We start from the raw sequence: 24399 nt of genomic DNA, 5'->3' as shown, positions 1-24399 counted from the left end.
GGCGGGCCGCGCGAGTCATGCGGACTCGCCAGATCACGTGAGACGCAAGGCGCGCGCGCGCACTGCCGGCGGTCATGGGGACCGCGTCAGGGTGCGCCAAGGCGCGCACGGGCAGGACGCTCAGGGTTTGCATGGATCAATGATAGCCGCGCGGCCGGTCAAAAGCCGCATGGGCGCCCTTAAGATAGCGCGCTTGGACGGTTGATCAAGGGATCAGCCGTTTTTTTGCCCTTCGCGTCCTCCCATGCCCGCTCCCGACTCCAGTCCGCCCACGCCGGCGGCTGCCTCCCCCGAAGCCCCGCCCCAAGCCCGCGTGCCCCTGGCCATCGAAGACTGGCTGACGGTGATCATCATGGCGCTGCTGGCGCTGATCACGTTTGCCAACGTGCTGGTGCGCTACTTCACCGACGTGTCGTTTGCCTGGACCGAGGAGGTGTCGGTGTTCCTGATGATCCTGCTGGCGATGGTGGCCAGCTCGGGCGCGGTGGCGCGCAACCGCCACATCCGCATCGAGTTTTTTGCCGACAGCGGGCCCGAGAAGCGTCAGCGCGCACTGGCCGTGCTGGGCGCTGCGCTGGTCGCGCTGCTGTTCATCGGCATGGCCGTGTTGTCGGTGCGCCTGGTATGGGACGACATCCGCTACGGCGAGACTTCGCCCGGCATTGGCGTGCCGCAGTGGTGGTACTCAATCTGGTTGCCGATCGTGTCCATCGCCATTGCGCTGCGCGCCGTGGGGCTGATGCTGCGCGGCGGACGGGCGGCGGCCGAAAACCCCGACCTGCCCACCTCGCCCGAGGTGCTGGACGAGGAGCGGGCGCCGTGATTGCAACGCTGCTCTTCGCCCTGTTCATCATCACCATGCTGCTGGGCGTGCCGATCGGCGCGTCGCTGGGGCTGGCGGGTGCGGCGGCCATTGCGCTGGCCAACAGCCAGACCCAATGGTTCGGCCTGCTGGCGGTGCCGCAGAACTTTTACGCCGGCCTGGGCAAGTACCCGCTGCTGGCCATTCCGATGTTCGTGCTGGTGGGCTCGATCTTCGATCGCTCGGGCGTGGCGGCGCGGCTGGTCAACTTTGCCACCGCCATCGTCGGGCGCGGGCCGGGCATGCTGCCGCTGATCACCATCGCGGTGGCCATGTTCATGGGCGGCATCTCGGGCTCGGGGCCGGCCACGGCAGCGGCAGTCGGCGGCGTGATGATCGCGGCCATGACCAAGGCCGGCTACCCCAAGGCCTATTCGGCCAGCGTGGTGGGCGCGGCCGCCGCCACCGACATCCTGATCCCGCCCTCGGTGGCCTTCATCGTGTATTCGGTGCTGGTGCCCGGCGCCTCGGTGCCGGCGCTGTTTGCCGCCGGCATGGTCCCCGGCATCCTGGTGGGGCTGGCGCTGATCGGTCCGGCCGTATGGCTGGCGCGCAAGCACGGCATGGGCAAGTCAGAGGCCGATTTGCCCCGTCCGCCGCTGCTCAAGAGCTTCATCGAATCGATCTGGGGCCTGCTGGCGCCGGTGGTCATCCTGGGCGGCATGCGCATGGGCTGGTTCACGCCCACCGAGGCGGCCGTGGTGGCGGTGTTCTACGGCCTGTTCGTGGGCATGGTGATCCATCGCACCATGACGTGGCGCGATTTGTTTCCCATCCTCAAGGAATCGGGCGAGCTGTCGGCGGTGATCCTGATCGTGGTGGCGCTGGCGGGCATTTTTGCCTTCTCGCTGTCGACCCTGGCGGTGATCGACCCGATCACGCAAGCCATCGTCAATTCAGGCCTGGGCGAATACGGCGTGCTGACGCTGGTGGTGCTGCTGCTGGTGGTGGCGGGCATGTTCCTGGACGGCATCTCGATCTTCCTGATCTTCGTGCCGCTGCTGTGGCCGCTGATGCAGCACTACCACTGGGACACGGTGTGGTTCGGCGTGCTGCTGACGCTGATGGTGGCGATGGGCCAGTTCACCCCGCCGATGGCGGTCAACCTGATGGTGTCGTGCCGCATCGCCGGCGTCAGCATGGAAACCACCGTGCGCTGGGTCATGCCGCTGGTGCTGGCCATGGGCGTGGTGGTGCTGATGGTGATCGTGTGGCCGCAGCTGGCGCTGTGGCTGCCCCAAGCACTAGGATTCTGATTTTCAGCCGAATCGAGCTCCAGCGCCCTTGCAGTCAGCGCGAACAGCTCGTTTTTTCATAGCAACCCAAAGAGGAGACCTCGTCATGAAGCTTCGTCGAACCCTGTTGACCGCCGCAGCCGCCGCCGCGGCGCTGACGCTCGGCGTGCCGGCCACCGCGCAGGCGCAAAACTACAAGAGCGAATACCGCATGTCGCTCGTCGTCGGCACCGCCTTTCCCTGGGGCAAGGGCGGCGAGATCTGGGCCAACAAGGTGAAGGAAAAAACCCAGGGCCGCATCAACATCAAGCTGTACCCCGGCGTGTCGCTGATCCAGGGTGACCAGACGCGCGAGTTCTCGGCGCTGCGCCAGGGCGTGATCGACATGGCGATTGGCTCGACCATCAACTGGTCGCCGCAGGTCAAGCAGCTCAACCTGTTCTCGCTGCCTTTCCTGATGCCCGATTACGCCGCCATCGACGCGCTCACGCAGGGCGAGGTGGGCAAGCAGATGTTCACCATCCTGGACAAGGCCGGCGTGGTGCCGCTGGCCTGGGGCGAGAACGGCTACCGCGAGCTGACCAACTCCAAGCACGCCGTCAAGACGCCCGCCGACCTCAAGGGCCTGAAGATCCGCATCGTCGGCTCGCCGCTGTTCATCGACACCTTCACCGCCCTGGGCGCCAACCCCACGCAGATGAGCTGGGCCGACGCGCAGCCGGCTTTTGCCAGCGGCGCGGTGGACGGGCAGGAAAACCCGCTGTCCATCTTCACCGCGGCCAAGCTGCAGAACGTGGGGCAGAAGTACGTCACCATGTGGCATTACGTGGCCGACCCGCTGGTGTTCGTCGTCAACAAGGACGTGTGGAACAGCTGGACCCCGGCCGACCGCGAGGCCGTGCGCCAGGCCGCCGTCGAGGCCGGCAAGGAAGAGATCGTCATCGCCCGCAAGGGCCTGGTCGAGCCCGGCCAGCCGCTGCTCAAAGACATCGCCGCCATGGGCGTGACCATCACCGAGCTGACCCCCGACGAGCGCGCCGCCTTCGTCAAGGTCACCAAGCCGGTCTATGACAAGTGGAAGCCCCAGGTCGGCACCGATCTGGTCAACATGGCCGAGAAGGCGATTGCGGCGCGCAAGAAGTAACAGCCCCGCCATCCCTGGCAGCAAGCCCCGCGATGCGGGGCTTGTTCTTTTTGCGGCGCGTGGATCGCGCGGCCGCCGAAGCCGACGCCCAGTTGAAGCCGGGCCACCGCGTCAGCGCGCGCGACAACTACCTGCGTGCCTGCAACTACCACCGCAGCTCGGAGTTCTTCCTGCACGCCAATCCGGACGACCCGCGCATGGCGCGCGCCTTCGAGCGCTCGGTGGCACGCTACCGGGCATCCGCCGCCCTGTTCGCGCCGGCGATCGAGCCGCTGGAGATCGCGTACGAGGGCACGACGCTGCTGGGCTACTTCCACACGCCGGCCGGACCGGTGCGCCGGCGGCCCACGATCCTGGTCAACAACGGATTCGACGACTCGGCCGAGGAGATGCATTGGGGCGCCGCGCGTGCCGCCGTCGATCGCGGCTGGAACGCGCTGGTCTTCGACGGGCCCGGCCAGTTCGCCGCCGTGCACCGGGCCAGGCTGCACTTCCGTCCCGACTGGGAGAAGGTCGTCACGCCGATGGTGGACTTCGCCCTCAAGCGCCCGGACGTCGATCCGCGCCGCATCGCGCTGCACGGGATCAGCTTCGGCGGCTATCTCGCCCCGCGCGCCGCGGCTTTCGAGCACCGGATCGCGGCCGGCATCGCCGACGATGGCGTTTACGACTGCGGCGCCGCGCAGTTGTCGGGCATCCCCGAGGCCAGCCGAGCACAGGTCAAGGCGGCGCTGTCGGCGCCGAGCGCGCCGCAGCTCGACGCCCGGCTGCTGCAGATGATGAAAACCAACAGCGTGGCGCGCTGGGCCTTCACCCAGGGTATGTATGCGATGGGGGTCGCCAGCCCGCGCGCCTACCTGGCGGCGGCGCAGGCCCATCACCTGCGCGATGGCATCGCCGAGCAGATCCAATGCCCGACGCTGGTGTGCGACGCCGAGAAGGATCTTTTCTGGCTCTGTTGAAAATCGAGTGGGTTACCGGGCATGAGGGTTGACGGCATGGAAGTCGAGCTTGCCGGCGATCAGGAAGACGACGACCTTGATCGTGTTGAAGGTCGCGAAGCCGCGGGCTCGGCGCTTGGCGGCTTGGAACAGGCCGTTGAGTGCTTCGAGGAAGCCATTGGTCTGGCGGGTTTGTGCCCAGGCGACGATGCCTTCGATGTGACGCCGCACGAGGGCGGCGACGTCTTTCATCGGCTCGACCTTGGAGCGCATGACGCAGGTGCACCAGTGCTCGAGCATCGAGCGCACGACGTTGATCTGCTTGCGCTCGAGGATCTCGCGCAGCCGTTCCTTGTAGACCCAGGCGCGAGCCGTGCGCACCGTGGTCATCCTGGCGACCAGCGCATCGAGATCGGCAGCGGCCTCGGGGTTGAGACTGGCGCGATCCTTCAGCAGCGACCAGCGCAGCCCCTTGAGCGACTTGTCGCTGCGCTGCTCGATGCGCCGCATCTTGTCCACGGCCGCATTGGCATGCCAGACGACGTGGAACTTGTCGAACGTGATGCGGGCGTTGGGCAACTCATCGGTGCAGCCCTTGATGAACGCCGGCGACATGTCGATGCTGACCGAGTCGATTTGCTCGGGCGGGCAGCCGTGCTTGGCCAGTTCGCCAGCGATGGTTGTGATCGTCTTGGCATCGCGTCCTTCGGTCACGGCCAGCACTCGGCGTTTTTGCGCATCGGCGGCCAGCGTGATGTAGTCGTGGCCCTTGGCGCGCGAGGTCTCGTCGATGGCCAACGCGGTGACGTCACTGAAATCGGCGGCCTCCAGCGCCAACTCGACATAGCGACGGCAGATGGCCAGCACCCGGTACGCCGAGATGCCCACGATGCGCGCCACCGCCGCAAACGGCATCTGCGGCGCCAGCATCAGCACCAGCGCCTCGAACAAGAGCGTGAAGCCCGAGAGTTTACCTGCGAACGGCGGCTTGATCAGCGCTACCCGCCCGTCGGGCAGCCTCACGCGCGGCGTGCGCACCTGCAGCACGCATTCGTGCTGGAAGAAGTTCAGGTGCCGGTAGACCTTGGTCACGGTGTCGTGCACCGGATGCTCGCCGGCCACCGCCTCGACGGCAAAGCAGCTGCCGGCGGTGAAGTCGATACCCACCGTCAAGACCTTGGAGGCCTCGTCGAAGCGGACGCCGGCAACGAACCACGGCTGCGTGATGCCGAGCGCCGCTTCGAACAACTTGTCATGCATGCGAATCGCTCCCTGTTTGTCATGGCCGATGCGTCAACGTGCCGCATCGGCCAAGACGACAGCGTACCGGTTGCTGGCCAGCGTCAAGGGTTCGCTGCGCCGGGCTTCGCCTGCCCTTGACCCCGGCCAGCAACCAAAACACCCTCGATTCCGCCCACTCAAAATTCAAGAGAGGCTCTTTTCTTCACCAGCCAGGCCCGGCAGTTGCACGAGCACCTCACGTGCCGCAAGACGCTGATGAAGTTCAGCGACGCCGAGGGCGCCGGCGCCCACTGCGAGGTGGGCGCGAGCCGGCTGGCGTTCGCGCGCATGTACGACTGGCCGGAGGAGACGCTGAGCGCGTGAAGGCGCTGCAGGGTCACCTATCGACGCAACGCGGCAGACGACCCTGTCGCTTCGAAGCCGACGACAAGCGGGGGATCGGCGCCATGCAGCGAACGATGACGCAAAACGCCCGCTACGCCGGGCTTCTCGTCAGCCGGCTTCGTCAGGTCAGTGCTGAAGGATCTTGTTGAGAAAGTCCTTGGTGCGCGGCTGGCGGTTCTCGGGGTGACCGAAGAACTCGTCCTTGCTGCAGTCTTCCAGGATGTTGCCGCCCACGTCGATGAAGATGACGCGGCTGGCCACCTTGCGGGCAAAGCCCATTTCGTGCGTGACCACCATCATGGTCATGCCCTCCTTGGCCAGGCTGACCATCACGTCCAGCACCTCGCCCACCATCTCGGGGTCGAGCGCGGAGGTGGGCTCGTCGAACAGCATCACCACCGGGTCCATGCTGAGCGCACGGGCGATGGCCACGCGCTGCTGCTGGCCGCCCGAGAGCTGGCCGGGGAACTTGTCCTTGTGCGCCATCAGGCCCACGCGATCGAGCATCTTCAGCCCGCGGGTTCTGGCCTCGTCCAGGCTGCGGCCCAGCACCTTGACCTGGGCGATGGTCAGGTTCTCGGTGACCGACAGGTGCGGGAACAGCTCGAAGTGCTGGAACACCATGCCCACCTTGCTGCGCAGCTTGGGCAGGTCGGTCTTGGGGTCGGACAGCGAAATGCCGTTGACCACGATTTCGCCCTTCTGGTAGGGCTCCAGCGCGTTCACGGTCTTGATGAGGGTGGACTTGCCCGAGCCCGAAGGCCCGCACACGACCACCACGTCGCCCTTGTTGATGTTGACGCTGCAATTGTTCAGCACCTGCACCGGGCCGTACCACTTGGAAACGTTCTTGATCTGGATCATGGGGTCGGACATGGTGACGATCTCCTTATCGGATGATGGCGAATTTTCTGTTGATGCTCTTGACGACACTCGAGAGCGAATAGCTGATGACGAAGTAGGTCACGGTGGCCATCAGGTAGGTTTCGATCGGGCGGCCGAAGTTCTTGCCGGCGGTCTCGAAGCCCTTGAGCAGGTCGTAGGCGCCGATGGCATACACCAGCGAGGTGTCCTGAAACAGGATGATGGTTTGCGTCAGCAGCACCGGCAGCATGTTGCGAAAGGCCTGCGGCAGGATCACCAGGCGCATGTTCTGGCCGTAGGTCATGCCCACGGCCTGGCCGGCAAACACCTGGCCGCGCGGGATGGACTGGATGCCGGCGCGCATGATCTCGCTGAAGTAGGCCGCCTCGAAGGCAATGAAGGTGACGACGGCCGAATACTCGGCGCCGATGGGCCGCCCGATCAGCAGCGGCACCAGCAGGAAGAACCACAGGATCACCATCACCAGCGGCACCGAGCGCATGACGTTGACGTACAGCGCGGCCGGCGCGTCCAGCCACTTCTGGCCCGACAGGCGCATCAGCGCCAGCAAGGTGCCGAAGAAGATGCCGCCGGCGGTGGCCACCGCCGTCAGCAGGATGCTGAACCACAGCCCCTTGAGGATGAAGCCCTGGATCAGGCCCCAGTTCAGAATCGAAAAATCGAGGTTCAGCATGTCAATGCCCCCCCGCGCCAGTGCCTGATGACACGAAGCCCGGCACGCGCGCGCGCTTCTCGATCCAGGCAAAGATGCGGTTGATCACCAGCGCCGAGATCGCGTAGAGCACCGTGACGGCCAGGTACACCTCGATCGGGCGCGCGGTTTCCTCGCCCACCTGCAGCGCGTACTGCGTCAGTTCGGGGATGGACACGGCAAAGGCCACGGCCGAGTTCTTGAAGATGTTCATCGACTCGCTGGTGAGCGGCGGGATGATGATGCGATACGCCATGGGCAGCAGCACGTAGCGGTAGTACTGCACGGTGGTGAAGCCCACCGCCATGCCGGCATAGCGCTGGCCCTTGGGCAGCGCCAGGATGCCGGCGCGCACCTGCTCGGCGATGCGCGCCGACGTAAACAGACCCAGCGCCAGCACCACCAGGATGAAGGGCGGAAAGTTCTTCATCGGCGGCACCAGCGCCGGCAGCACGAAGTACCACAGAAAGATCTGCACCAGCAGCGGAATGTTGCGGAACAGCTCGACCCAGCCATTGCCAAAGCGCGTCAGCCACGGACTGTTTGGCAGCGTGCGGATCACGCCGATGATGGAACCCACGACGAGGGCCACGACCAGCGCCGTGAGCGAGACCGATACCGTCCAGCCCCAGGCCGAGAACAGCCAGTCCAGATAGGTGATGTCGCGCCCCTTGCCAAAGCAGCCGGCCACCACATCGCCGCTCAGGGTGTCCTTGCAGAACACCATCCAATCCATTGCCATCACAACCCTCCTGTGACCGAACTTGCCTGGTTCGCGAGCTTTGTAACCGCGAACGCCCACTTGAAGCCAAGTGGGCGTTCATGGGGTTCACGCGGCGTGCTGCGCGATCACTTGTTGCCGTAATCTTCCATCGGCTTGTCGTTGGGGTTGGCCCAGGCGGCCTTGGTGCCTTCCGACGCGGGCATGTTCAGGTTGACGTTGTTGGGCGGGATCGGCTGCATGAACCACTTGTCGTACAGCTTGGCCAGCGAGCCGTCCTTGATCTGGCGCACGATGGAGTCGTCGATGGCCTTCTTCAGCTTGGCATCGCCCTTGGGCAGCATGCAGGCAATGGGCTCGACCGACAGCACTTCGCCGGTGATCTCGAAGTCCTTGGGGTTCTTGGCCTTGGCGATGTTGGCCGCCAGGATGGAGCCATCCATCACGAAGGCGTCGGCGCGGCCGGCCTCCAGCAGCAGGAAGCTGTCGGCGTGGTCCTTGCCCTGCACCGTCTTGAAGTCGATGTTCTGTGCGCGCTCGTTCTTGCGCAGCGTCTGCACGGAGGTCGTGCCGGTGGTGGTGGCCACGGTCTTGCCGTTCAGGTCCTTGATCGAGTGGATGCCGGACTTCTTGTTCACCGCCATGCGCACTTCCTCGACGTAGGTGGTGTAGGCGAAGTCCACGTCCTTCTGGCGCGCCTTGTTGTTGGTGGTCGAGCCGCACTCGAAGTCGATGGTGCCGTTCTGGATCAGGGGAATGCGGTTTTGCGAGGTGATGACCTGGTAGTTAATGGTCAGCGGCTTGCCGACGTCCTTGCTCAGGTCGCCGACGATGCGCTCGGCCATCTCGGTGTGAAAGCCCACGTACTTGCCGCCACCCAGCGTGTAGGCCAGGCCGGACGAATCGCGCACGCCCAGGTTGACCGCGCCGCGCTCCTTGATCTTGGCCAGCGTATCGGGGGCCTGGGCCATGACGGCGCCGGCCGCGAGGGCCAGGATGGAGAAAGCCAGCAATTGCTTCTTCATGACAAATCCCTTTTCAAAAACAAACGAGAGGCTTGCCCAGCGAAGCCCCGGAAGCTGCATTCTACGAAGCTTCATCTAGTGGACAACCCTTAATCGCCGCCTGAATTCTGTTGATTGCTTCGCTGAATCGCCCACATTTGCGCGTAGCGCCCATGGGCCGACAGCAGTTGCAGGTGGGTGCCGCGCTCGATGATGCGGCCCTGCTCCATCACCAGGATTTCGTGCGCGTCGACCACCGTCGAGAGCCGGTGCGCGATCACCAGCGCCGTCTTGCCCTGGGCGGCGCCAGCCAGCTCGGCCTGGATGGCACGCTCGTTGGCCGAGTCCAGCGCGCTGGTGGCTTCGTCGAAGATCAGCACCGGCGGGTCCTTCAGCAGCGTGCGGGCAATGGCCACGCGCTGCTTCTCGCCACCCGACAGCTTCAGGCCGCGCTCGCCCACCATCGTGTCGTAGCCCTTGGGCGTGGACACGATGAAGTCGTGGATGCGCGCAGCACGCGCCACCGCCTGCACCTCCTCGTCGCTGGCGCCAGGGCGGCCGTAGCGGATGTTGTAGGCGATGGTGTCGTTGAACAGCACGGTGTCCTGCGGCACGATGCCGATGGCGCGGCGCACGCTGGCCTGCGTGACGGCGCGGATGTCCTGGCCTGCAATGCGCACGCTGCCGGACTGCGGTTCATAAAAGCGATAGAGCAGGCGCGCCAGCGTGGATTTGCCCGAGCCGGACGGGCCCACCACCGCCACCGTCTTGCCGGCCGGGATGTGAAAGCTCACGTCGTGCAGGATGGGGCGATCGGGTTCATACGCAAAATCGACGTGCTCGAACTGCACGTCCACCGGCCCGTTGGTGTGCAGCTCGGGCGCGCCGGGCGCATCGGCGATCTCGCGCGGGCGATCCATCAGCGCGAACATGCGGTGCAGGTCGGTCAGGTTCTGCTTGAGCTCGCGATAGATCACGCCCAGAAAGTTGAGCGGGATGTACAGCTGGATCATGAAGGCGTTGATCATCACCAGATCGCCGATGGACAGATGCCCGTCGGCCACGCCGGCGGTGGCCCGCCACAGCATGGCCACCAGGCCCGTGCCGATGATGAGCTGCTGGCCGGTGTTGAGCAGCGACAGCGAGGACTGCGACTTCAGGCGCGAGTGCTGGTAGTGGCGCAGGCTCTCGTCGTAGCGGCGCGCCTCGAAGCCCTCGTTGCCGAAGTACTTGACGGTCTCGTAGTTCAGCAGCGAATCGATGGCGTGGTTGTGCGCGGCCGAGTCGGCGGCGTTGGCCTGCACGCGAAAGCGCGTGCGCCACTCGGTCACCCACACGGTGAAGCCGATGTACAGCGCCAGCGCGGCCAGCGTGATCCAGACGAAGCCCGCGTCGAAGCGCGTGCCCAGGATGGTCAGCACCAGCGCCACCTCCACCAGCGTGGGGATGATGGAATACAGCGAATAGGTCACCAGCGACTCGATGGCGCGCACGCCGCGCTCGATGTCGCGCGTCATGCCGCCGGTCTGGCGCTCCAGGTGAAAGCGCAGGCTGAGCGAGTGCAGGTGCTCGAAGGTTTGCAGCGCCACCTGCCGCGTGGCGCCCTGCGTGGCCTTGGCAAACACCAGTTCGCGCAGCTCGGTGAACACGCTGGTCATCAGGCGCAGCAGGCCATAGGCCAGCAGCAGGCCCACCGGCACCACCAGCAGCGCGGCAGGATCGCCGGCCTTGAGGTTCATGCGATCGACCAGCTCCTTCAGCAGGATCGGCACGCCCACGTTGGACAGCTTGGCGCCCGTCACCATCAGCAGCGCCGCCAGCACGCGCCAGCGGTAGCGCCACAGGTACGGCGCCAGGCGCGCCAGCGTGGCCCAGTCGGACACGGGGGCGCTGCCGGGCGGCAGGGGCAGGGACAGAGCGGATCGGCGCATTGTTGGAGAATGTTTGCTTTGTGTTTTCAACGATTGTGCCGATGCCCACCGATTCCCGCCCACCTGCCACGCTGCGCCCGCCCAACCTGGAGCCCGTCAACGCGCCGCACGAGAATCTGCCGACCGACCACACGCTGGTGCTCAAGGTGATCCCCATGCCCAGCGACGCCAACGCCAATGGCGACATCTTCGGCGGCTGGGTGATGGCGCAGGTGGACCTGGCCGGCTCGGTGCTGCCGGCGCGCTATGCGCAGGGGCGGATGGCCACGGTGGCGGTCAACCAGTTCATCTTCAAGCAGCCGGTGCGGGTGGGCGACATCCTGTCGCTGGTGGCCAAGATGGAGCGCATTGGCCGCACCTCGATGACCGTGAGCGTCGGCGTGTATGCCGAGCGCATGCGCAACCAGGGGCGCTACATCAAGGTGACGGAAGCGCAACTGACCTACGTGGCCATCGACGAGGAGGGCCGCCCGCGCCCGGTGCCGGCGCGCGAGTTGCCAATGTCATCGTAGGCAATGCAATCGGCCATGGTCCTACGCACCACCGGCTGCGCATAAAGTCCAAAGAGCCCATCGGCCGCGGAGCAGGCCACGCCAGTGATCGCCGTGGCCGGGGTTTTCCCGGCCACTGGCGATGCCCCCTGCAAGGGGGTGGGCGAAACATCGCGCAGCGAGTGGAGACTGGGGGTGTTGCCTCTCAAGACACGATGTAGGCCGCCGCGCCGGTGGACAGCAAGCGGCCGTCGGCCGCACGAAACTCCATGCGCGTGCTGGCCACGCGCGATCCCAGGCGAATCACCTCGGCGCTGGCCATGAAGTGCGACCCCACGCCGGGGCGCAGGTAGTCGATGCGCAGGTCGATCGTGCCCAGCTTGGAAAAGCGCCCCAGGCGCTGCTCGGGCGGCTCATCCATGTGGCGCGCACCGATCGCCGCCATCACCGCCATGCCGCCCGTGGCGTCCAGCGCCGCGCTGATCACGCCGCCGTGCAGGCGCTGGTGCTGGTAGTGGCCGATCAGATCGGCCCGCATGTCGATGCGGCACACAACGCGCTCGCCGCTCAGCTCCGCCAGCTTGAGCCCCAGCACCTTGTTGAAGGCGATGCGCTCCTCGAACATGCTCGTCAAGCCCGCGACAAAGGCGGGCTCGAAGGGCTGGGCCGAAACGGTTGCGGGGCGGGGGCTCATGGCAAGGCGGGTGCGTGTTGGGTCAGGCAACTATCATAACAATAGCTGCCTGCGCTTGCCCAGCGGGCGCAAGAGGCGTTTTTGGTTCAAATCTTGCTGAAATCGGGCTTGCGTCGCTCGGCAAAGGCGGCAAAGGCCTCGCGCGCGGCGGGCTCGTGCAGCATGCGGCCAAAGAGCTGGCCCTCCTCGTCCATGCGCGCCAGCACGGCGGCTTGCTGGCCGCCCTTCATCAGGCGCTTGGTCTCGATCAGCGAGGCCAGCGGCTTGGCCGCCAGCTTGCGCGCCTGCTGCTGCGCCGCGGCATTGCATTCGGTGGGCGGCAGCACGCGGTTGACCAGGCCCACTTCCAGCGCGGCCTCGGCCATGAAGGGCTCGCCCAGCAGCAGCGCCTCGGCCGCGCGGTGATAGCCCAGCATCTGCGGCAGCAGCAGGCTGGAGGCGGCCTCGGGCACCAGGCCCAGGTTGACGAAGGGCAGCGCAAAGGCCGCGTTGTCGCCGGCATAGACCAGGTCGCAATGCAGCAGCAGGGTGGTGCCCACGCCCACCGCCGGCCCGCACACCGCCGCCACGATGGGTTTGGGGAACGTGGCGATGGCGCGCAGAAAGCGCCACACCGGCTGCTGCTCGCGCGGGCCGGGGTCGGCCGGCGCGTTCTGAAAGTCGCCGATATCGTTGCCGGCCGAGAACACCGTGGCGTCGCCCTGGATCAGCGCCACGCGCACGGCGGCGTCTTGCGCCGCCCGCTCCAGGCCGTCGGCCAGCGCCGCGTACATGGCGCGAGTGATGGAGTTTTTCTTGTCCACCCGGTTGAAGGTCAGGGTCATCACGCCGGCTTCGACGTGGGTGAGGATGTCGCTCATGAATGCCTCTCGATTTGAAACCAGCCATCCTAACGCGCGTCTCGCACGGCCCGTGCCGCCTGCGCGACGCTCCCGCACAATCACGCCTGATGACCGCCATCACCCCGCCTCCGCTGCGTCACGCCCTGGCCGATTTGTCGCCGGCCAACTTCGGCATGGTCATGGCCACGGGCATCGTCTCGATCGCCCTGCATCTGCTCGGCTGGCCGGTGCTGGCGCGCGCGCTGCTGGTCGTCAACATCGTGCTGTACGTCGGCCTGTGGGTGCTGACCGTGCTGCGCCTCATGCGCCACCGGGCGCGCGTGGTGCAGGACCTGACCGACCACGGACGCGGTCCGGGCTTTTTCACCATGGTCGCGGGCTCGGGCGTGCTGGGCTGCCAGTGCCTGCTGCTGGGCGGGCCGCGCGAAGCGGCACTGGCGCTGTGGGGCGCGACGGTGGCGCTGTGGCTGCTGCTGACCTACGGCATCTTCGCCGCGCTCACCACCAAGGCCGTCAAGCCCACGCTGGACCGCGGCATCAGCGGCACCTGGCTGCTGGCCGTGGTGGCCACCCAGTCGATAGCCGTGCTGGGCGAGCTGCTGGCGCCCGGCCTCCCGGCGGGCCCGCGCATGGCCATGAACTTCCTGGCGCTGGCGCTGTGGCTGTGGGGCGGCATGCTCTACATCTGGATCATGACGCTGATCTTCTACCGCTACACCTTCTTCACCCTCGCCGCGCAAGACCTGACACCGCCCTACTGGATCAACATGGGCGCCATGGCCATTTCCACCCTGGCGGGCACGCTGCTGACCATGGCCACGCCGCAGGCGCCCTTCCTGCATCCGCTGCGGCCCTTCATCGAGGGCTTCACGCTGTTTTACTGGGCCAGCGGCACCTGGTGGATTCCGCTCTTGCTGGTGCTGGGCGTGTGGCGCCATGTCATCGAGCGCGTGCCGCTGCGCTACGACCCGATGTACTGGGGCGCGGTATTTCCGCTGGGCATGTATGCGGTGTGCACGTTCGATCTGATCCAAGCGCTGGATCTGCACTTCTTGCAATGGCTGCCGCCGCTGTTCGGCACGGCGGCGGTGCTGGCGTGGGGGCTGGCGTTTGGCGGCTTGCTGCACCGCGTGGGGCAGTGGGCGCGCCAGCGCCGCTGATTCACGCGGCCAGCGCCTCGCGCACCCACTGCAGCCGGTCCTGGCCCCAGAACATCTGCTCGCCCACGAACATCGTCGGCGCGCCGAACACGCCGCGCGCCACGGCCTCTTCGGTCACGGCCTTCAGGCGATCCTTGACGGCCGGCTGAGCAACGAGAGCCATGAACGCCGGCGCATCGAAGCCGCCCGCCTGCAACACGGCGCCCACCACGGCCGGGTCGTTCATGTTCTTTTCATCGACCCACATGGCGCGAAACACGGTGGCGCAATAGTCGCCAAAGCGCGCGCCGCCGTCCTGCATCTGCATGGCCGTGGCGCCGCGCATCAGCACCAGGGTGTTGATGGGAAAGTACGGGTTGAAGTGCAGCGGCACGCCGTGGCGCGCGGCATGGCGCTCGAAGTCGCGGCGCACGTAGCGGCTCTTGGCCGGCACCTCGGCGGGCGATCGGTTGCCCGTGGCCTGGAACACCGCGCCCAGCAGCATGGGCTTGTGGATCAACTCGGCGCCGGCCTCGTCGCACAGCGCGGGCAACTGCGCCCAGGCCAGGTAGGCGGCGGGGCTGCCGAAGTCGAAATAGAACTCGACGGTCTTGCGGCTCATGCTTGCTCCTTCTACGCTTGCATCATCGCAGCCATCGACGGCCACGCGTCCACCCGAGCAAGTCCAATGGTCGCGGAGCAGGCCACGCCAGCGATCGCCGTGACCAGGGTCTCCCTGGGCACTGGCGACGCCCCCTCGAGGGCGGAGGCGAAACATCGCGCAGCGAGTGGAGCAACGGGGGTGGTCAAAATTTCTCACACCACGGCCGCAGGTCCAACTCGTGTGTCCACGCATCGCGCGGCTGGCGGTGCAGCATCACGTAGTTCTGCGCAATGTGTTCGGGGTTCAGGATGCCGTCCTGCGCCTTCAGCGCATAGCGCTCGGGAAACTGCGTGCGGATGAACTCGGTGTCGATGCCGCCGTCGATCACCGTGTGCGCCACATGAATGCCCTCGGGACCCAGCTCGCGCGCCATGCTTTGCGCCAGCGCGCGCAGCGCCATCTTGGCGCCCGAAAACGCCGCAAAACGCGCGCCGCCACGCAGCGAGGCGGTGGCCCCCGTGAACAGGATGGTGCCCCGGTGACCGCTGGCCGGCATGGGGCGCGCCACCATGCGCTGGGCCACTTCGCGCGCGTTCAGAAAACCCGCAAAGCAGGCCATCTCCCACACCTTGCGGTACTTGCGCGCGGTCTCGGTCAGGATGCTTTCGGGCACGTTGGCGCCGATGTTGAACACCAGCACCTCGATGGGCCCCACCTCGGCCTCGACGCGCTCCACCAGCGCCGCCACCTGCTCTTCCTCGCGCGCGTCGCTGCCAAAGCCGCGCGCCGCGCCGCCCTCGGCCTCGATCTGCGCCACCAGCGGCGCCAGCTTGTCTTCGTGCCGACGGTTGACGCAGGCGACGTAGCCTTCAAGCGCAAAGGCGCGGGCGATGGCGCCGCCGGTGGCGTCACCGGCGCCGACGATCAGGGCGGCTTTGGGGGGCATGGTGAATCTCCAAAGAAAACAGCCGAACGCAGAGGGCGCAAAGGATTCGCAGAGGACGCAAAAAATTCAAAAATGAAATTGCCTCGCAGCCCTTTATGAACAAGCCAAGGTAGCTCTTTTTTCAAGAGCAATTCATTCGGGTATTTTTTGCGTCCTCTGCGTGATTTTTGCGTCCTCTGCGTCCGGCTGTTTGCAAGCGATCCAACACCCCTACTCCTTGAAGTACACCAACTGATGCGTCGTCGCCAGCAACGGTCCGCCGGCGCTCCACAGCGCGCCGCTCTGGTCGAAGTACCCGTTGAAAAAGCGCTGCCCGCGCGCCTGCGCCAGCAGGTGGCCGCAGCCGGTGGCAGCCAGCGCCGCCGCATCGACGTGGAAGTAGACCGTGAACGAAATGGTGCCGATGGGCGTCAGGGTGGCGCGGCGCAGCCACACGCGGGGGTAGAACGCATCGCACAGCGCCGTCAGGCTGGCAAAGTCCAGCGGGCGCGGCGGATCGTCGCGCACCCACAGGCCGGTTTCGCTGCCCGGGGTTTCGGCGCCGTTCCATTCGCGCGGCAGCGGGCCCTCGAAAACGCGCATGTCGTAGCGGTTGAACCAGGCCACGCGCCGGTTGGGCGGCAGGCGGGGCACGGCATCGACTGCGGGCGCCGCGGGCATGGCGAGGTCGGTGGCGCTCCAGGTCTGGCGCCGCACGGCCGTGACCACGGTGGCGGTGAACACCACCACGTCCTGGCCTGCGGCGTCGGGCTGGTGCACGGTCGCGACCCAGTGCTGGGTCGATCGGTTGGTGCGCACGGGCTGGGCTTCGGCGGTGAACGCGCCATCGGCCAACGCGGCCGCAAAGTTGCCGGTGAAGGCCACCGGATCGCCCAGCCGGTCGGGGTGCAGCATGACGGCCTGCAGCGCCTGCGCGGCGGTGATGCCGCCAAAGGGGCCGACCATGTTGGCGTACTCGGCGCTGGTGTGGCCGCGAAAGCGCCGGGGCGCGCCGGCGGCGCCTGGCGCCAGCGGCTCCAGCGCCACGGCGCGGTCGAAGGCGTGCGAAACGATGCCGGTATCCAGATCCATGCCACTATCCAATCAATAGCTGCCTGCGCTTGATGGGCAAGCGCCAGCGGCCGATATCACTTGAAAACTCGACGCCGAACGGCACCGCCGCTCACACGCGCTCGAAGATGCCCGCCGCGCCCTGCCCCATGCCCACGCACATGGTCACCATGCCGTACTTGAGCTGCTTGCGGCGCAGCGCGTGCACCACGGTGGCCGAGCGGATGGCGCCCGTCGCGCCCAGCGGATGGCCCAGTGCGATGGCGCCGCCCATGGGGTTGACCTTGGCGGGGTCGAGCTTGAGGGTGTTCATCACCGCCAGCGACTGCGCGGCAAAGGCCTCGTTCAGCTCGATCCAGTCCAGCGCGTCCTGCTTGAGGCCCGCATTCTTGAGCGCCGCCGGGATGGCCTCGATCGGCCCGATGCCCATGATGTGCGGCGGCACGCCACGCGCGGCAAAGGACACGAAGCGCGCCAGCGGCGTCAATCCAAAGCGCTTGACGGCCGCCTCGCTGGCCAGGATCAGCGCGCCCGCGCCGTCGCTGGTCTGGCTGCTGTTGCCCGCCGTCACGCTGCCGCGCGCGGCAAACACCGGGCGCAGCTTGCCCAGGCCCTCCAGGCTGGTGTCGGGGCGCGGGCCTTCGTCGATGTCCACCGTGCGCGTGCTCACGATGGGCTCGCCGGTCTTGAGGTTGGCGCCGCGCGCCGTCACCTCGACGGGCGTGATCTCGTCCTTGAACTCGCCCGCGGCAATAGCCGCCACCGCGCGCTGGTTGGACTGCAGGGCAAACGCGTCCTGCGCCTCGCGCGTGACCTGCCACTGCTGCGCCACCTTCTCGGCCGTCAGACCCATGCCGTAGGCGATGCCGTAGTCGTCGATGTTGTGGGTGTCGGCAAAGATGGTGGGCGACAGCGAAGGTGCGTTGCCCATCATCGGCACCATGCTCATGCTTTCCACGCCGGCGGCAATCATCACCTCGGCCTCGCCCACGCGGATGCGATCGGCCGCCATCTGCACAGCCGACAGACCCGAGGCGCAAAAGCGGTTGACGGTGATGCCACCCACCGACTTGGGCAGGCCCGCCAGCACCGCGCCGATGCGCGCCACGTTCAGGCCTTGCTGCGCCTCGGGGATGGCGCAGCCGCAGATCAGGTCCTCGATCGCCGCCGGGTCCAGCCCCGGCGCCTGCTTGAGCGCCGAGCGCAGCACGCTGGCCAGCAGCTCGTCGGGCCGGGTGTTCTTGAAATAGCCCTTGTGCGAGCGCCCGATGGGCGTGCGCGTGGCGGCGACGATGTAGGCGTCCTGGATTGGTTTGGTCATGATGAGACTCCTTGGGTGTTTGACTCCCTCCCCCGCCGGGGGAGGGTTGAGGTGGGGGCCAGCGGCGCTTGCAATTGCGCAGCGATCACATGCAGCACCCCGTCGAGATTCGTGAACGGCGCATCGGCCGCAAAGCGCAGCACGGCAAAGCCTTGCGCTTCGAAAAATGCATCGCGCCTGGCGTCGTACCCGACTTGATCGGCGTGCTGCGAACCGTCGAGCTCGACGATCAGGCGCGGCTCCAGGCAGGCAAAGTCCGCCACATACGAACCCAGCGGGTGCTGGCGGCGAAATTTCACGCTCAACTGCTCGCCGCGCAGACGCGACCACAGCCGACGCTCGCCGTCGGTCATGGCGCTGCGCAGCGTGCGTGCATTGGCACGTGCTCTTGACGTTGCTTGGTCTTGCATGTTCACGCCGCCCTGACTGGCTCCTTCCCCCTCTGGGGGAAGGTTGGGATGGGGGCTGTCCGGCTCAGCCGCACAGCCCGCTGAACCGTGCGGCGCCGCTGGCCCCCACCCCTGCCCTCCCCCAGAGGGGGAGGGAGAAATACCGGCGCGTGCGTGCACATGGGGCTCGCCTCAATTCCTCACCGGCCTGCCCGTCGCCAGCATGCCCATGATGCGCGCCTGCGTCTTGGGGTGACCCAGCAGGCCCGTGAAGGCGCGCCGCTCCAGCGTCATCAGATATTCCTCGCTGACCAGCGTGCCCGGATCGACATCGCCGCCGGTCACCACGTGGGCGATCTGGCGCGCGATGTGAAAGTCGTGCTCGCTGATGAAGCCGCCGTCGCGCATGTTGACCAACTGGCCGCTGATGGTGGCCGCGCCGTCGCGCCCCGCGACCGGGAACAGGCGCTTGGCCGGCGCGCGCCAGCCGGCCGCGTGCATGGCCTTGGCCTCGCTCACGGCCACGTGCAGCAGTTCGTCCTTGTGCGGCACGATCACGTCGCTCCACAGCAGGTAGCCCAACTGGCGCGACTCGATGGCGCTGGTGCCCACCTTGGCCATGGCCGCGGCCGTGAAGCCCTCGGTCAGGAAGGGCAGCAAGTCCTTGCCCGTGCTGGCCTGCGCGTTCTCGGCCGCGCGGCGCGCGATGAACGCCAGGCCGCCGCCGCCGGGCACCAGGCCCACGCCGACTTCGACCAGGCCCATGTAGCTCTCCAGGTGCGCCACGCGGCGCGCACAGTGCACCGACAGCTCACAGCCGCCGCCGAGCGCCATGCCGCGGATGGCGGCAACGACCGGCACCTGCGCATAGCGCACGCGCAGCATCATCTCCTGCAGCTCCTGCTCCATCGAGCCGACCAGGTCGGCCCCGCCGGCGACGTAGCCGGGCAGCATGGATTCGAGATCGGCGCCGACCGAGAAGGGCTCGCTGTCGTGCCAGATCACCAGGCCCTGGTAGTCGCTCTCGGCCGTCTGCAAGGCGGTGGTGAAACCCTCGGCCACCTGCGGGCTGATGACGTGCATCTTGGTCTTGAGCGAGGCGATCAGCACCTCGTCATCCAGCGTCCACACGCGGATCGCCTTGTCCTCGAACACGGTCTTGCCCGAGGACTCGGGCCGCGCGCCAGCTTCGCCCAGCAGCAGCTCCGGGAAAATTTGTCGCTGGTACACGGGCAAGCTGCGGCGCGGCTCGAAGGCGCCGGTGCTCGGGTTCCACGAGCCCTTGTCCGTGTGCACGCCGCCCGCCTCGGCCACCGGACCCTTGAACACCCACTCGGGCAGCGGCGCCTTGCAGATGGCCTTGCCGGCATCGATGTCGGCCTGCACCATCTGGGCCACCTCCAGCCAGCCGGCCTCCTGCCACAGTTCGAAGGGGCCTTGCTTCATGCCAAAGCCCCAGCGCATGGCCTGGTCCACGTCGCGCGCGCTGTGGGCAATGGCTTGCAGGTGCACGGCGGCGTAGTGAAAGCCGTTGCGCAGAATGGCCCACAAGAACTGCCCCTCGGCGCCGGTCGCGTCGCGCAGCAGCTTCAGCCGCTCGGCCGCGGGGCGTTGCAGCATGCGGCCATACACCGCGTTGGCCTTGGCGCCCGCGGGCACGTAGCCGCCGCTTTTCAGGTCAAAGCGCAGCACGTCGCGTCCGGCCTTCTTGAAGTAGCCGGCCTTGGTCTTCTGGCCCAGGTTGCCCAGTTCGATCAATTTCGCCAGATCGGCCGGCGTGTTGAAGGCGGCGTAGAAAGGGTCGCTGTCCGCACTCAGCTTGGTCTGCTGCGTGGTGATGACGTGGCCCAGCGTGTCCAGCCCCACCACGTCGGCGGTGCGGAAGGTGCCGCTGCTGGCGCGGCCCAGGCGCTTGCCCGTGAGGTCGTCCACCACGTCATACGTCAGGCCGTAGCGCTCCACCTCCTTCATCGTCATCAGCAGGTTGCCGATGCCGATGCGGTTGGCGATGAAGTTGGGCGTGTCCTTGGCACGCACCACGCCCTTGCCCAGGCCGCTGGTGACAAAGGCCTCCAGCTGGTCGAGCACGCCGGGCTCGGTGGTCGGCGTGGCGATCAGCTCCACCAGATGCATGTAGCGCGGCGGGTTGAAGAAGTGGATGCCGCAAAAGCGCGGGCGCAGCTGCTCAGGCAGCGCCTGGGAGAGCTCGGTGATCGACAGGCCGGAGGTGTTGGAAGCCAGGATGGCGTTCTTGGCCACCGAGGCGGCGATCTTGTGATACAGGTCGCTCTTCCAGTCCATGCGCTCGGCAATCGCCTCGATGATCAGATCGCAGCCCTTGAGCTTCTTCAGGTCATCGTCGTAGTTGGCGGGTTCGATCAAATCCGCGTCGCTGGCCACGCCGATGGGCGAGGGTTTGAGCTTTTTCAGGTTGGCGATCGCATTCAGCACGATGCCGTTCTTCGGACCTTCCTTGGCGGGAAGATCAAACAGCACGACCGGCACCTTCAGGTTGACCAGCTGCGCCGCAATCTGCGCGCCCATCACCCCGGCGCCGAGCACGGCGACTTTTTTGACGTTGAATCGGTTCATATCAGTTGTCCATAGCGCTGCGCACCAGCCGCAGCGGATAAAACCAAAAAAATCGAGAGGCCGTGGAACAGGCCATTCGAGTGATCGCCGTGGCCGGGGTTTCCCCGGCCACTGGCGATGCCCCCTTCGAGGGGGGAGGCGCAACATCGCGCAGCGAGTGGAGCAACGGGGGTGGGTTCATTTCACCCGCACCCAGGTCTGCGTGCGCCAGAACGGCCCCAGGTAGCCGCGCACCTGCAACTGCTTGCCGCCCTCGATGGGGGTGAAGCTGGCGCGGTACTCCTTGCCGTTTTCGGGGTCCAAAATTTTGCCGCCCTCCCACGTGTCCTTGTCCGCATCCTTCTTGCCGCCGCGGATGATCTCCAGGCCCACCATGGGCTGGCCCTTGCGCTCGTCCTGGCATTCGGTGCAGGTGGCCTTGGGGTCAGCGTCCTTGCGCAGCGTCTTTTCGATGCGGCCGGACAGGCCATTGGCCCCATCGGTGATGCGGATCTCGGCCTTGGGCTCCTTGGTCTTGTCGTCGATGCTGTTCCAGGTGCCGATGGGGCTCATCTGGGCCAGGGCGGGGAGCAGGAACGCTCCCAATGCGATAGCTGTCAGCGCTTGTTTCATGAGGGCTCCCGTGCAATTTGTTTAAAAACTCCTTCCCCCTTTGGGGGAAGGTAGGGATGGGGGCGGCCGCCGCCCATGGGCGCGCCGCCAGCCCCCACCCCAACCCTCCCCCAGCGGGGGAGGGAGCAAAACATCAAGCCAGCGCCGCCTCGGTGTCCAGCAGGTTCGCCGCGCCGGCGCGCGCGGTGATCATCAGGCTGGCCGTTTCGGGGAACAGGCGCGCAAAGTAAAAGCGCGCGGTTTGCAGCTTGGCGGCGTAGAACGGATCGGTGTTGCCGGCGGCGATCTGCCCCAGCGCCACGCTGGCCATGCGCGCAAACAGATAGCCGAACACCATGTGCCCGGCCACGCGCAAGAAGTCGGTGGCAGCTGCCCCCACTTCGTCGGGGTTGGTCATGCCCTTGAAGCCGATCTCGGTGGTGAACTTGGTGAACTTGTCGGCCAGGCCCGCCAGCGGGTTGATGAACTCGGCCATGGGCTCGCTCACGCCCTCTTCGCGCATCAAGGCCTCGATCTGCTTGCCCAGCTTTTTCAGCGTGGCGCCCTGGTTCATCAGCACCTTGCGGCCCAGCAGGTCCAGCGCCTGCACGGTGTTGGTGCCCTCGTAGATCATGTTGATGCGCGCGTCGCGCACGAACTGCTCGGCGCCCGTCTCGTGGATGTAGCCGTGCCCGCCGTACACCTGCATGCAGGCGTTGGTGGCGGCAAAGCCGTTGTCGGTCAAGAAGGCTTTGACGATGGGCGTCAGCAGCGCCACCATCTCCTCGCTGTCCTTGCGCACTTTGTCGTCCGGATGGTGCTCGGCCTGGTCCAGCAGCAGCGCGCACCAGGTGGCCAGCGCGCGCCCGCCCTCGGCGTAGGCCTTGGCGGTCAGCAGCATCTTGCGCACGTCGGGGTGCACGATGATCGGGTCGGCCGGCTTGTCCTTGGCCTTGGGGCCCGACAGGCTGCGCATCTGCAGGCGGTCCTTGGCGTAGGCCAGCGCGTTTTGATAGGCCACTTCGGTCAGGCCCAGCGACTGGTTGCCCACGCCCAGGCGCGCGCCGTTCATCATCACGAACATGGCCATCAGGCCCTTGTTGGGCTCGCCCACCATGAACCCTTCGGCACCGTCCAGGCTGAGCTGGCAGGTGGCGTTGCCGTGAATGCCCATCTTGTGCTCGATGCCGGTGCACACCACGGGATTGCGCTCACCCAGCGATCCATCGGCCTTGACCTTGAACTTGGGCACGATGAACAGGCTGATGCCCTTGCTGCCCGCGGGCGCATCGGGCAGGCGCGCCAGCACCAGGTGCACGATGTTGGGCGTGAAGTCGTGCTCGCCCGCGCTGATGAAAATCTTGCTGCCGGTAACCTTGTAGCTGCCATCGGCCTGCGGCTCGGCCTTGGTGCGCAAAAGACCCAGGTCGGTGCCACAGTGCGGCTCGGTCAGGCACATGGTGCCGGCCCATTCGCCGCTGGTCAGCTTGGGCAGGTACAGGTCTTTCAGCGCCTGGCTGCCATGTGCGTGCACCGCGGCGTACACGCCGTGCGCCAGGCCGGGGTACATGGTCCAGGCCTGGTTGGCGCTGTTGAGCATCTCCGACACGCACACGCTCAGCACGTGCGGCAGGCCCTGACCGCCGTATTCAGGCTCGCAGGTCAGCGCCGGCCAGCCGCCTTCGACGTATTTTTGATAGGCCTCCTTGAAGCCCTTGGGCGCCGTTACGGTGTGCGTGGCCTTGTCCAGCGTGCAGCCTTCCGCGTCGCCGCTCAGGTTGATGGGTTGCAGCACGCCGGCGGCGAACTTGCCGCCTTCTTCCAGCACCGCGTTGAGCGTGTCGGCATCGACATCGGCAAAGCGCGGCATGGCCTTGAGCTGATCGACGGCGCCGAACACTTCGTGCAGCACGAAGTGCATGTCGCGCAGGGGCGGGGTGTAGCTGGGCATGGCGGGGGCTCTCCTATCAGGGGGTTGAGGGTGGGGCGCCGTAGCGCTGGATGATGTTGGCGAAACCTTGCCTGGCGCGGGCCATCGAACCGGTGCGCCGCATGAAGCGCGCCTCGTAGTGCAGCGCCAGGATCAATGCGTGAATCTCGAAGCTGATCTGGCCTGGATCGGCGCCGGCGGCCAGGTGCTTTTCCTCGCAGGCCTGCGCCACGGCGCGCGTCATGGCACCGATCCATGCGTCGACCGCTTCGGCCAGCGCGTCGCGCACGGGGCCGGGCCGGTCGTCGAACTCGACCGCGCCGCTGATGAAAATGCAGCCCGACTGCAGCTCGGCGCTGGTGTGGCGCATCCAGTTCTCGAACAGCGCGCGCACCCGCGGCAGGCCGCGCGGCTTGCGCATGGCGGGGGCGAACACCTCGGTCTCGAAGCGCCGGTAGTACTCGCGCACCACGGCGATCTGCAAGTCCTCGCGCGATCCGAAGTGGGCAAACACGCCTGACTTGCTCTTGCCCACCGCGTCGGCCAGCGTGCCGATGGACAGGCCCTCCAGCCCCACGCGCGCCGCCATGGCCAGAGCGACGGCGACGATCTCGGCGCGCGTCTGCTCGCCCTTGGCGTGCGTGCGTACCCCGCCACCGGCGCGGACGGCGGTGTGGGAGCGGGTGGGTGCAGCGGCCTTGAGCACAGTTTAAATAAAACGAACGGTCGTGCTATTTTGACGCGATTTTCAAGTATTGCCAAGACAATGG

23 protein-coding genes are annotated in these 24399 nt (G+C 66.7%); 6 read left to right on the top strand and 17 right to left on the bottom strand.

Translation table 11 applies throughout. The features are described from left to right. Positions 1-244 precede the first annotated feature (244 nt). The 4 genes from U1F38_RS01475 (at position 245) to U1F38_RS01460 (ending at position 4203) form a co-directional block, all read left to right on the top strand. Positions 245-823, top strand: a complete 579-nt coding sequence (locus U1F38_RS01475) for a TRAP transporter small permease (RefSeq protein ID WP_409985279.1) — start codon at positions 245-247, stop codon at positions 821-823. Continuing rightward, a complete protein-coding gene (locus U1F38_RS01470; protein ID WP_409985278.1) occupies positions 820-2118 on the top strand; it encodes a TRAP transporter large permease in 1299 nt (432 codons plus the stop codon). Before U1F38_RS01475 ends, U1F38_RS01470 begins: the two co-directional genes overlap by 4 nt. Positions 2119-2203: 85 nt before the next feature. Continuing rightward, positions 2204-3241 carry a DctP family TRAP transporter solute-binding subunit gene (locus U1F38_RS01465; protein WP_409985277.1) on the top strand — a complete coding sequence of 346 codons (1038 nt, stop codon included), beginning with the start codon at positions 2204-2206 and terminating at the stop codon, positions 3239-3241. Between the two features lie 59 nt (positions 3242-3300). Then, positions 3301-4203 (top strand): alpha/beta hydrolase family protein, encoded by a 903-nt coding sequence (locus U1F38_RS01460; protein ID WP_409985276.1) that lies wholly within the window; start codon positions 3301-3303, stop codon positions 4201-4203. Positions 4204-4215: 12 nt separating this feature from the next. Here the strand turns inward: U1F38_RS01460 and U1F38_RS01455 are convergent, their stop codons facing one another. From U1F38_RS01455 to U1F38_RS01430, 6 genes are all read right to left on the bottom strand, one after another. After that, a complete protein-coding gene (locus tag U1F38_RS01455) occupies positions 4216-5442 on the bottom strand; it encodes an ISL3 family transposase (protein WP_409985275.1) in 1227 nt (408 codons plus the stop codon). A gap of 492 nt (positions 5443-5934) precedes the next feature. After that, positions 5935-6672 (bottom strand): amino acid ABC transporter ATP-binding protein, encoded by a 738-nt coding sequence (locus U1F38_RS01450; RefSeq protein ID WP_409985783.1) that lies wholly within the window; start codon positions 6670-6672, stop codon positions 5935-5937. 25 nt (positions 6673-6697) lie between these two features. Continuing rightward, a complete protein-coding gene (locus U1F38_RS01445; protein WP_409985274.1) occupies positions 6698-7366 on the bottom strand; it encodes an amino acid ABC transporter permease in 669 nt (222 codons plus the stop codon). A gap of 1 nt (position 7367) precedes the next feature. Further along, entirely contained in the window at positions 7368-8126 is a 759-nt protein-coding gene (locus U1F38_RS01440) for an amino acid ABC transporter permease (RefSeq protein ID WP_409985273.1), read from the bottom strand. Between the two features lie 107 nt (positions 8127-8233). Next, entirely contained in the window at positions 8234-9130 is an 897-nt protein-coding gene (locus U1F38_RS01435) for a transporter substrate-binding domain-containing protein (RefSeq protein WP_409985272.1), read from the bottom strand. A gap of 89 nt (positions 9131-9219) precedes the next feature. Beyond that, positions 9220-11040, bottom strand: coding sequence for an ABCB family ABC transporter ATP-binding protein/permease (locus U1F38_RS01430; RefSeq protein WP_409985271.1), 1821 nt, complete (start codon positions 11038-11040; stop codon positions 9220-9222). Between the two features lie 41 nt (positions 11041-11081). Between U1F38_RS01430 and U1F38_RS01425 the strand changes: the two genes are divergently transcribed. Then, positions 11082-11552, top strand: coding sequence for an acyl-CoA thioesterase (locus U1F38_RS01425; protein ID WP_409985270.1), 471 nt, complete (start codon positions 11082-11084; stop codon positions 11550-11552). 184 nt (positions 11553-11736) lie between these two features. Here U1F38_RS01425 and U1F38_RS01420 read toward each other — a convergent pair whose 3' ends face one another. Together U1F38_RS01420 and U1F38_RS01415 are read right to left on the bottom strand one after the other, a co-directional pair. Further along, complete coding sequence (locus U1F38_RS01420; protein ID WP_409985269.1) at positions 11737-12225, bottom strand: thioesterase family protein; 489 nt, start codon at positions 12223-12225, stop codon at positions 11737-11739. An 86-nt stretch (positions 12226-12311) separates the two neighbouring features. Then, positions 12312-13085, bottom strand: coding sequence for an enoyl-CoA hydratase (locus tag U1F38_RS01415; protein ID WP_409985268.1), 774 nt, complete (start codon positions 13083-13085; stop codon positions 12312-12314). An 89-nt stretch (positions 13086-13174) separates the two neighbouring features. Here U1F38_RS01415 and U1F38_RS01410 point away from each other — a divergent pair, with 89 nt between their 5' ends. Further along, entirely contained in the window at positions 13175-14227 is a 1053-nt protein-coding gene (locus U1F38_RS01410; protein WP_409985267.1) for a tellurite resistance/C4-dicarboxylate transporter family protein, read from the top strand. A 1-nt stretch (position 14228) separates the two neighbouring features. Here U1F38_RS01410 and U1F38_RS01405 read toward each other — a convergent pair whose 3' ends face one another. The 9 genes from U1F38_RS01405 to U1F38_RS01365 form a co-directional block, all read right to left on the bottom strand. Further along, on the bottom strand, positions 14229-14828 hold the full coding sequence (locus U1F38_RS01405; protein WP_409985266.1) for a 2-hydroxychromene-2-carboxylate isomerase: 600 nt from the start codon (positions 14826-14828) through the stop codon (positions 14229-14231). Positions 14829-15012: 184 nt separating this feature from the next. Continuing rightward, complete coding sequence (locus tag U1F38_RS01400) at positions 15013-15756, bottom strand: SDR family oxidoreductase (RefSeq protein ID WP_409985265.1); 744 nt, start codon at positions 15754-15756, stop codon at positions 15013-15015. 210 nt (positions 15757-15966) lie between these two features. After that, complete coding sequence (locus U1F38_RS01395; protein WP_409985264.1) at positions 15967-16827, bottom strand: acyl-CoA thioesterase; 861 nt, start codon at positions 16825-16827, stop codon at positions 15967-15969. Positions 16828-16918: 91 nt separating this feature from the next. Continuing rightward, a complete protein-coding gene (locus U1F38_RS01390; RefSeq protein ID WP_409985263.1) occupies positions 16919-18127 on the bottom strand; it encodes an acetyl-CoA C-acyltransferase in 1209 nt (402 codons plus the stop codon). Further along, positions 18124-18537 (bottom strand): endonuclease domain-containing protein, encoded by a 414-nt coding sequence (locus U1F38_RS01385; protein WP_409985782.1) that lies wholly within the window; start codon positions 18535-18537, stop codon positions 18124-18126. Before U1F38_RS01385 ends, U1F38_RS01390 begins: the two co-directional genes overlap by 4 nt. Positions 18538-18708: 171 nt before the next feature. Then, positions 18709-21108 (bottom strand): 3-hydroxyacyl-CoA dehydrogenase/enoyl-CoA hydratase family protein, encoded by a 2400-nt coding sequence (locus tag U1F38_RS01380; protein ID WP_409985262.1) that lies wholly within the window; start codon positions 21106-21108, stop codon positions 18709-18711. 177 nt (positions 21109-21285) lie between these two features. After that, complete coding sequence (locus tag U1F38_RS01375; RefSeq protein ID WP_409985261.1) at positions 21286-21720, bottom strand: DUF2147 domain-containing protein; 435 nt, start codon at positions 21718-21720, stop codon at positions 21286-21288. Positions 21721-21853: 133 nt separating this feature from the next. Next, positions 21854-23650: an acyl-CoA dehydrogenase C-terminal domain-containing protein gene (locus U1F38_RS01370; RefSeq protein WP_409985260.1), complete on the bottom strand. Its 1797-nt coding sequence runs from the start codon at positions 23648-23650 to the stop codon at positions 21854-21856. Positions 23651-23666: 16 nt separating this feature from the next. After that, a complete protein-coding gene (locus U1F38_RS01365) occupies positions 23667-24335 on the bottom strand; it encodes a TetR/AcrR family transcriptional regulator (protein WP_409985259.1) in 669 nt (222 codons plus the stop codon). Positions 24336-24399: the final 64 nt, after the last annotated feature.

Source organism: Ottowia sp. (assembly GCF_046348305.1).
Taxonomy (GTDB): domain Bacteria; phylum Pseudomonadota; class Gammaproteobacteria; order Burkholderiales; family Burkholderiaceae_C; genus Ottowia.
Note: the sequence above shows the minus strand (reverse complement) of the source record. Positions and strands in the feature narration are given on the sequence as shown.

What these genes read in the sequence shown, in the direction of transcription:
- U1F38_RS01475 (WP_409985279.1), top strand. Translation starts at nt 245, where the DNA reads ATGCCCGCTCCCGACTCCAGTCCGCCCACGCCGGCGGCTGCCTCCCCC.
- U1F38_RS01465 (WP_409985277.1), top strand. Translation starts at nt 2,204, where the DNA reads ATGAAGCTTCGTCGAACCCTGTTGACCGCCGCAGCCGCCGCCGCGGCG.
- U1F38_RS01455 (WP_409985275.1), bottom strand. Translation starts at nt 5,442, where the DNA reads ATGCATGACAAGTTGTTCGAAGCGGCGCTCGGCATCACGCAGCCGTGG.
- U1F38_RS01450 (WP_409985783.1), bottom strand. Translation starts at nt 6,672, where the DNA reads ATGATCCAGATCAAGAACGTTTCCAAGTGGTACGGCCCGGTGCAGGTG.
- U1F38_RS01445 (WP_409985274.1), bottom strand. Translation starts at nt 7,366, where the DNA reads ATGCTGAACCTCGATTTTTCGATTCTGAACTGGGGCCTGATCCAGGGC.
- U1F38_RS01440 (WP_409985273.1), bottom strand. Translation starts at nt 8,126, where the DNA reads ATGGCAATGGATTGGATGGTGTTCTGCAAGGACACCCTGAGCGGCGAT.
- U1F38_RS01435 (WP_409985272.1), bottom strand. Translation starts at nt 9,130, where the DNA reads ATGAAGAAGCAATTGCTGGCTTTCTCCATCCTGGCCCTCGCGGCCGGC.
- U1F38_RS01430 (WP_409985271.1), bottom strand. Translation starts at nt 11,040, where the DNA reads ATGCGCCGATCCGCTCTGTCCCTGCCCCTGCCGCCCGGCAGCGCCCCC.
- U1F38_RS01425 (WP_409985270.1), top strand. Translation starts at nt 11,082, where the DNA reads ATGCCCACCGATTCCCGCCCACCTGCCACGCTGCGCCCGCCCAACCTG.
- U1F38_RS01420 (WP_409985269.1), bottom strand. Translation starts at nt 12,225, where the DNA reads ATGAGCCCCCGCCCCGCAACCGTTTCGGCCCAGCCCTTCGAGCCCGCC.
- U1F38_RS01415 (WP_409985268.1), bottom strand. Translation starts at nt 13,085, where the DNA reads ATGAGCGACATCCTCACCCACGTCGAAGCCGGCGTGATGACCCTGACC.
- U1F38_RS01410 (WP_409985267.1), top strand. Translation starts at nt 13,175, where the DNA reads ATGACCGCCATCACCCCGCCTCCGCTGCGTCACGCCCTGGCCGATTTG.
- U1F38_RS01405 (WP_409985266.1), bottom strand. Translation starts at nt 14,828, where the DNA reads ATGAGCCGCAAGACCGTCGAGTTCTATTTCGACTTCGGCAGCCCCGCC.
- U1F38_RS01400 (WP_409985265.1), bottom strand. Translation starts at nt 15,756, where the DNA reads ATGCCCCCCAAAGCCGCCCTGATCGTCGGCGCCGGTGACGCCACCGGC.
- U1F38_RS01395 (WP_409985264.1), bottom strand. Translation starts at nt 16,827, where the DNA reads ATGGATCTGGATACCGGCATCGTTTCGCACGCCTTCGACCGCGCCGTG.
- U1F38_RS01390 (WP_409985263.1), bottom strand. Translation starts at nt 18,127, where the DNA reads ATGACCAAACCAATCCAGGACGCCTACATCGTCGCCGCCACGCGCACG.
- U1F38_RS01385 (WP_409985782.1), bottom strand. Translation starts at nt 18,537, where the DNA reads ATGCAAGACCAAGCAACGTCAAGAGCACGTGCCAATGCACGCACGCTG.
- U1F38_RS01380 (WP_409985262.1), bottom strand. Translation starts at nt 21,108, where the DNA reads ATGAACCGATTCAACGTCAAAAAAGTCGCCGTGCTCGGCGCCGGGGTG.
- U1F38_RS01375 (WP_409985261.1), bottom strand. Translation starts at nt 21,720, where the DNA reads ATGAAACAAGCGCTGACAGCTATCGCATTGGGAGCGTTCCTGCTCCCC.
- U1F38_RS01370 (WP_409985260.1), bottom strand. Translation starts at nt 23,650, where the DNA reads ATGCCCAGCTACACCCCGCCCCTGCGCGACATGCACTTCGTGCTGCAC.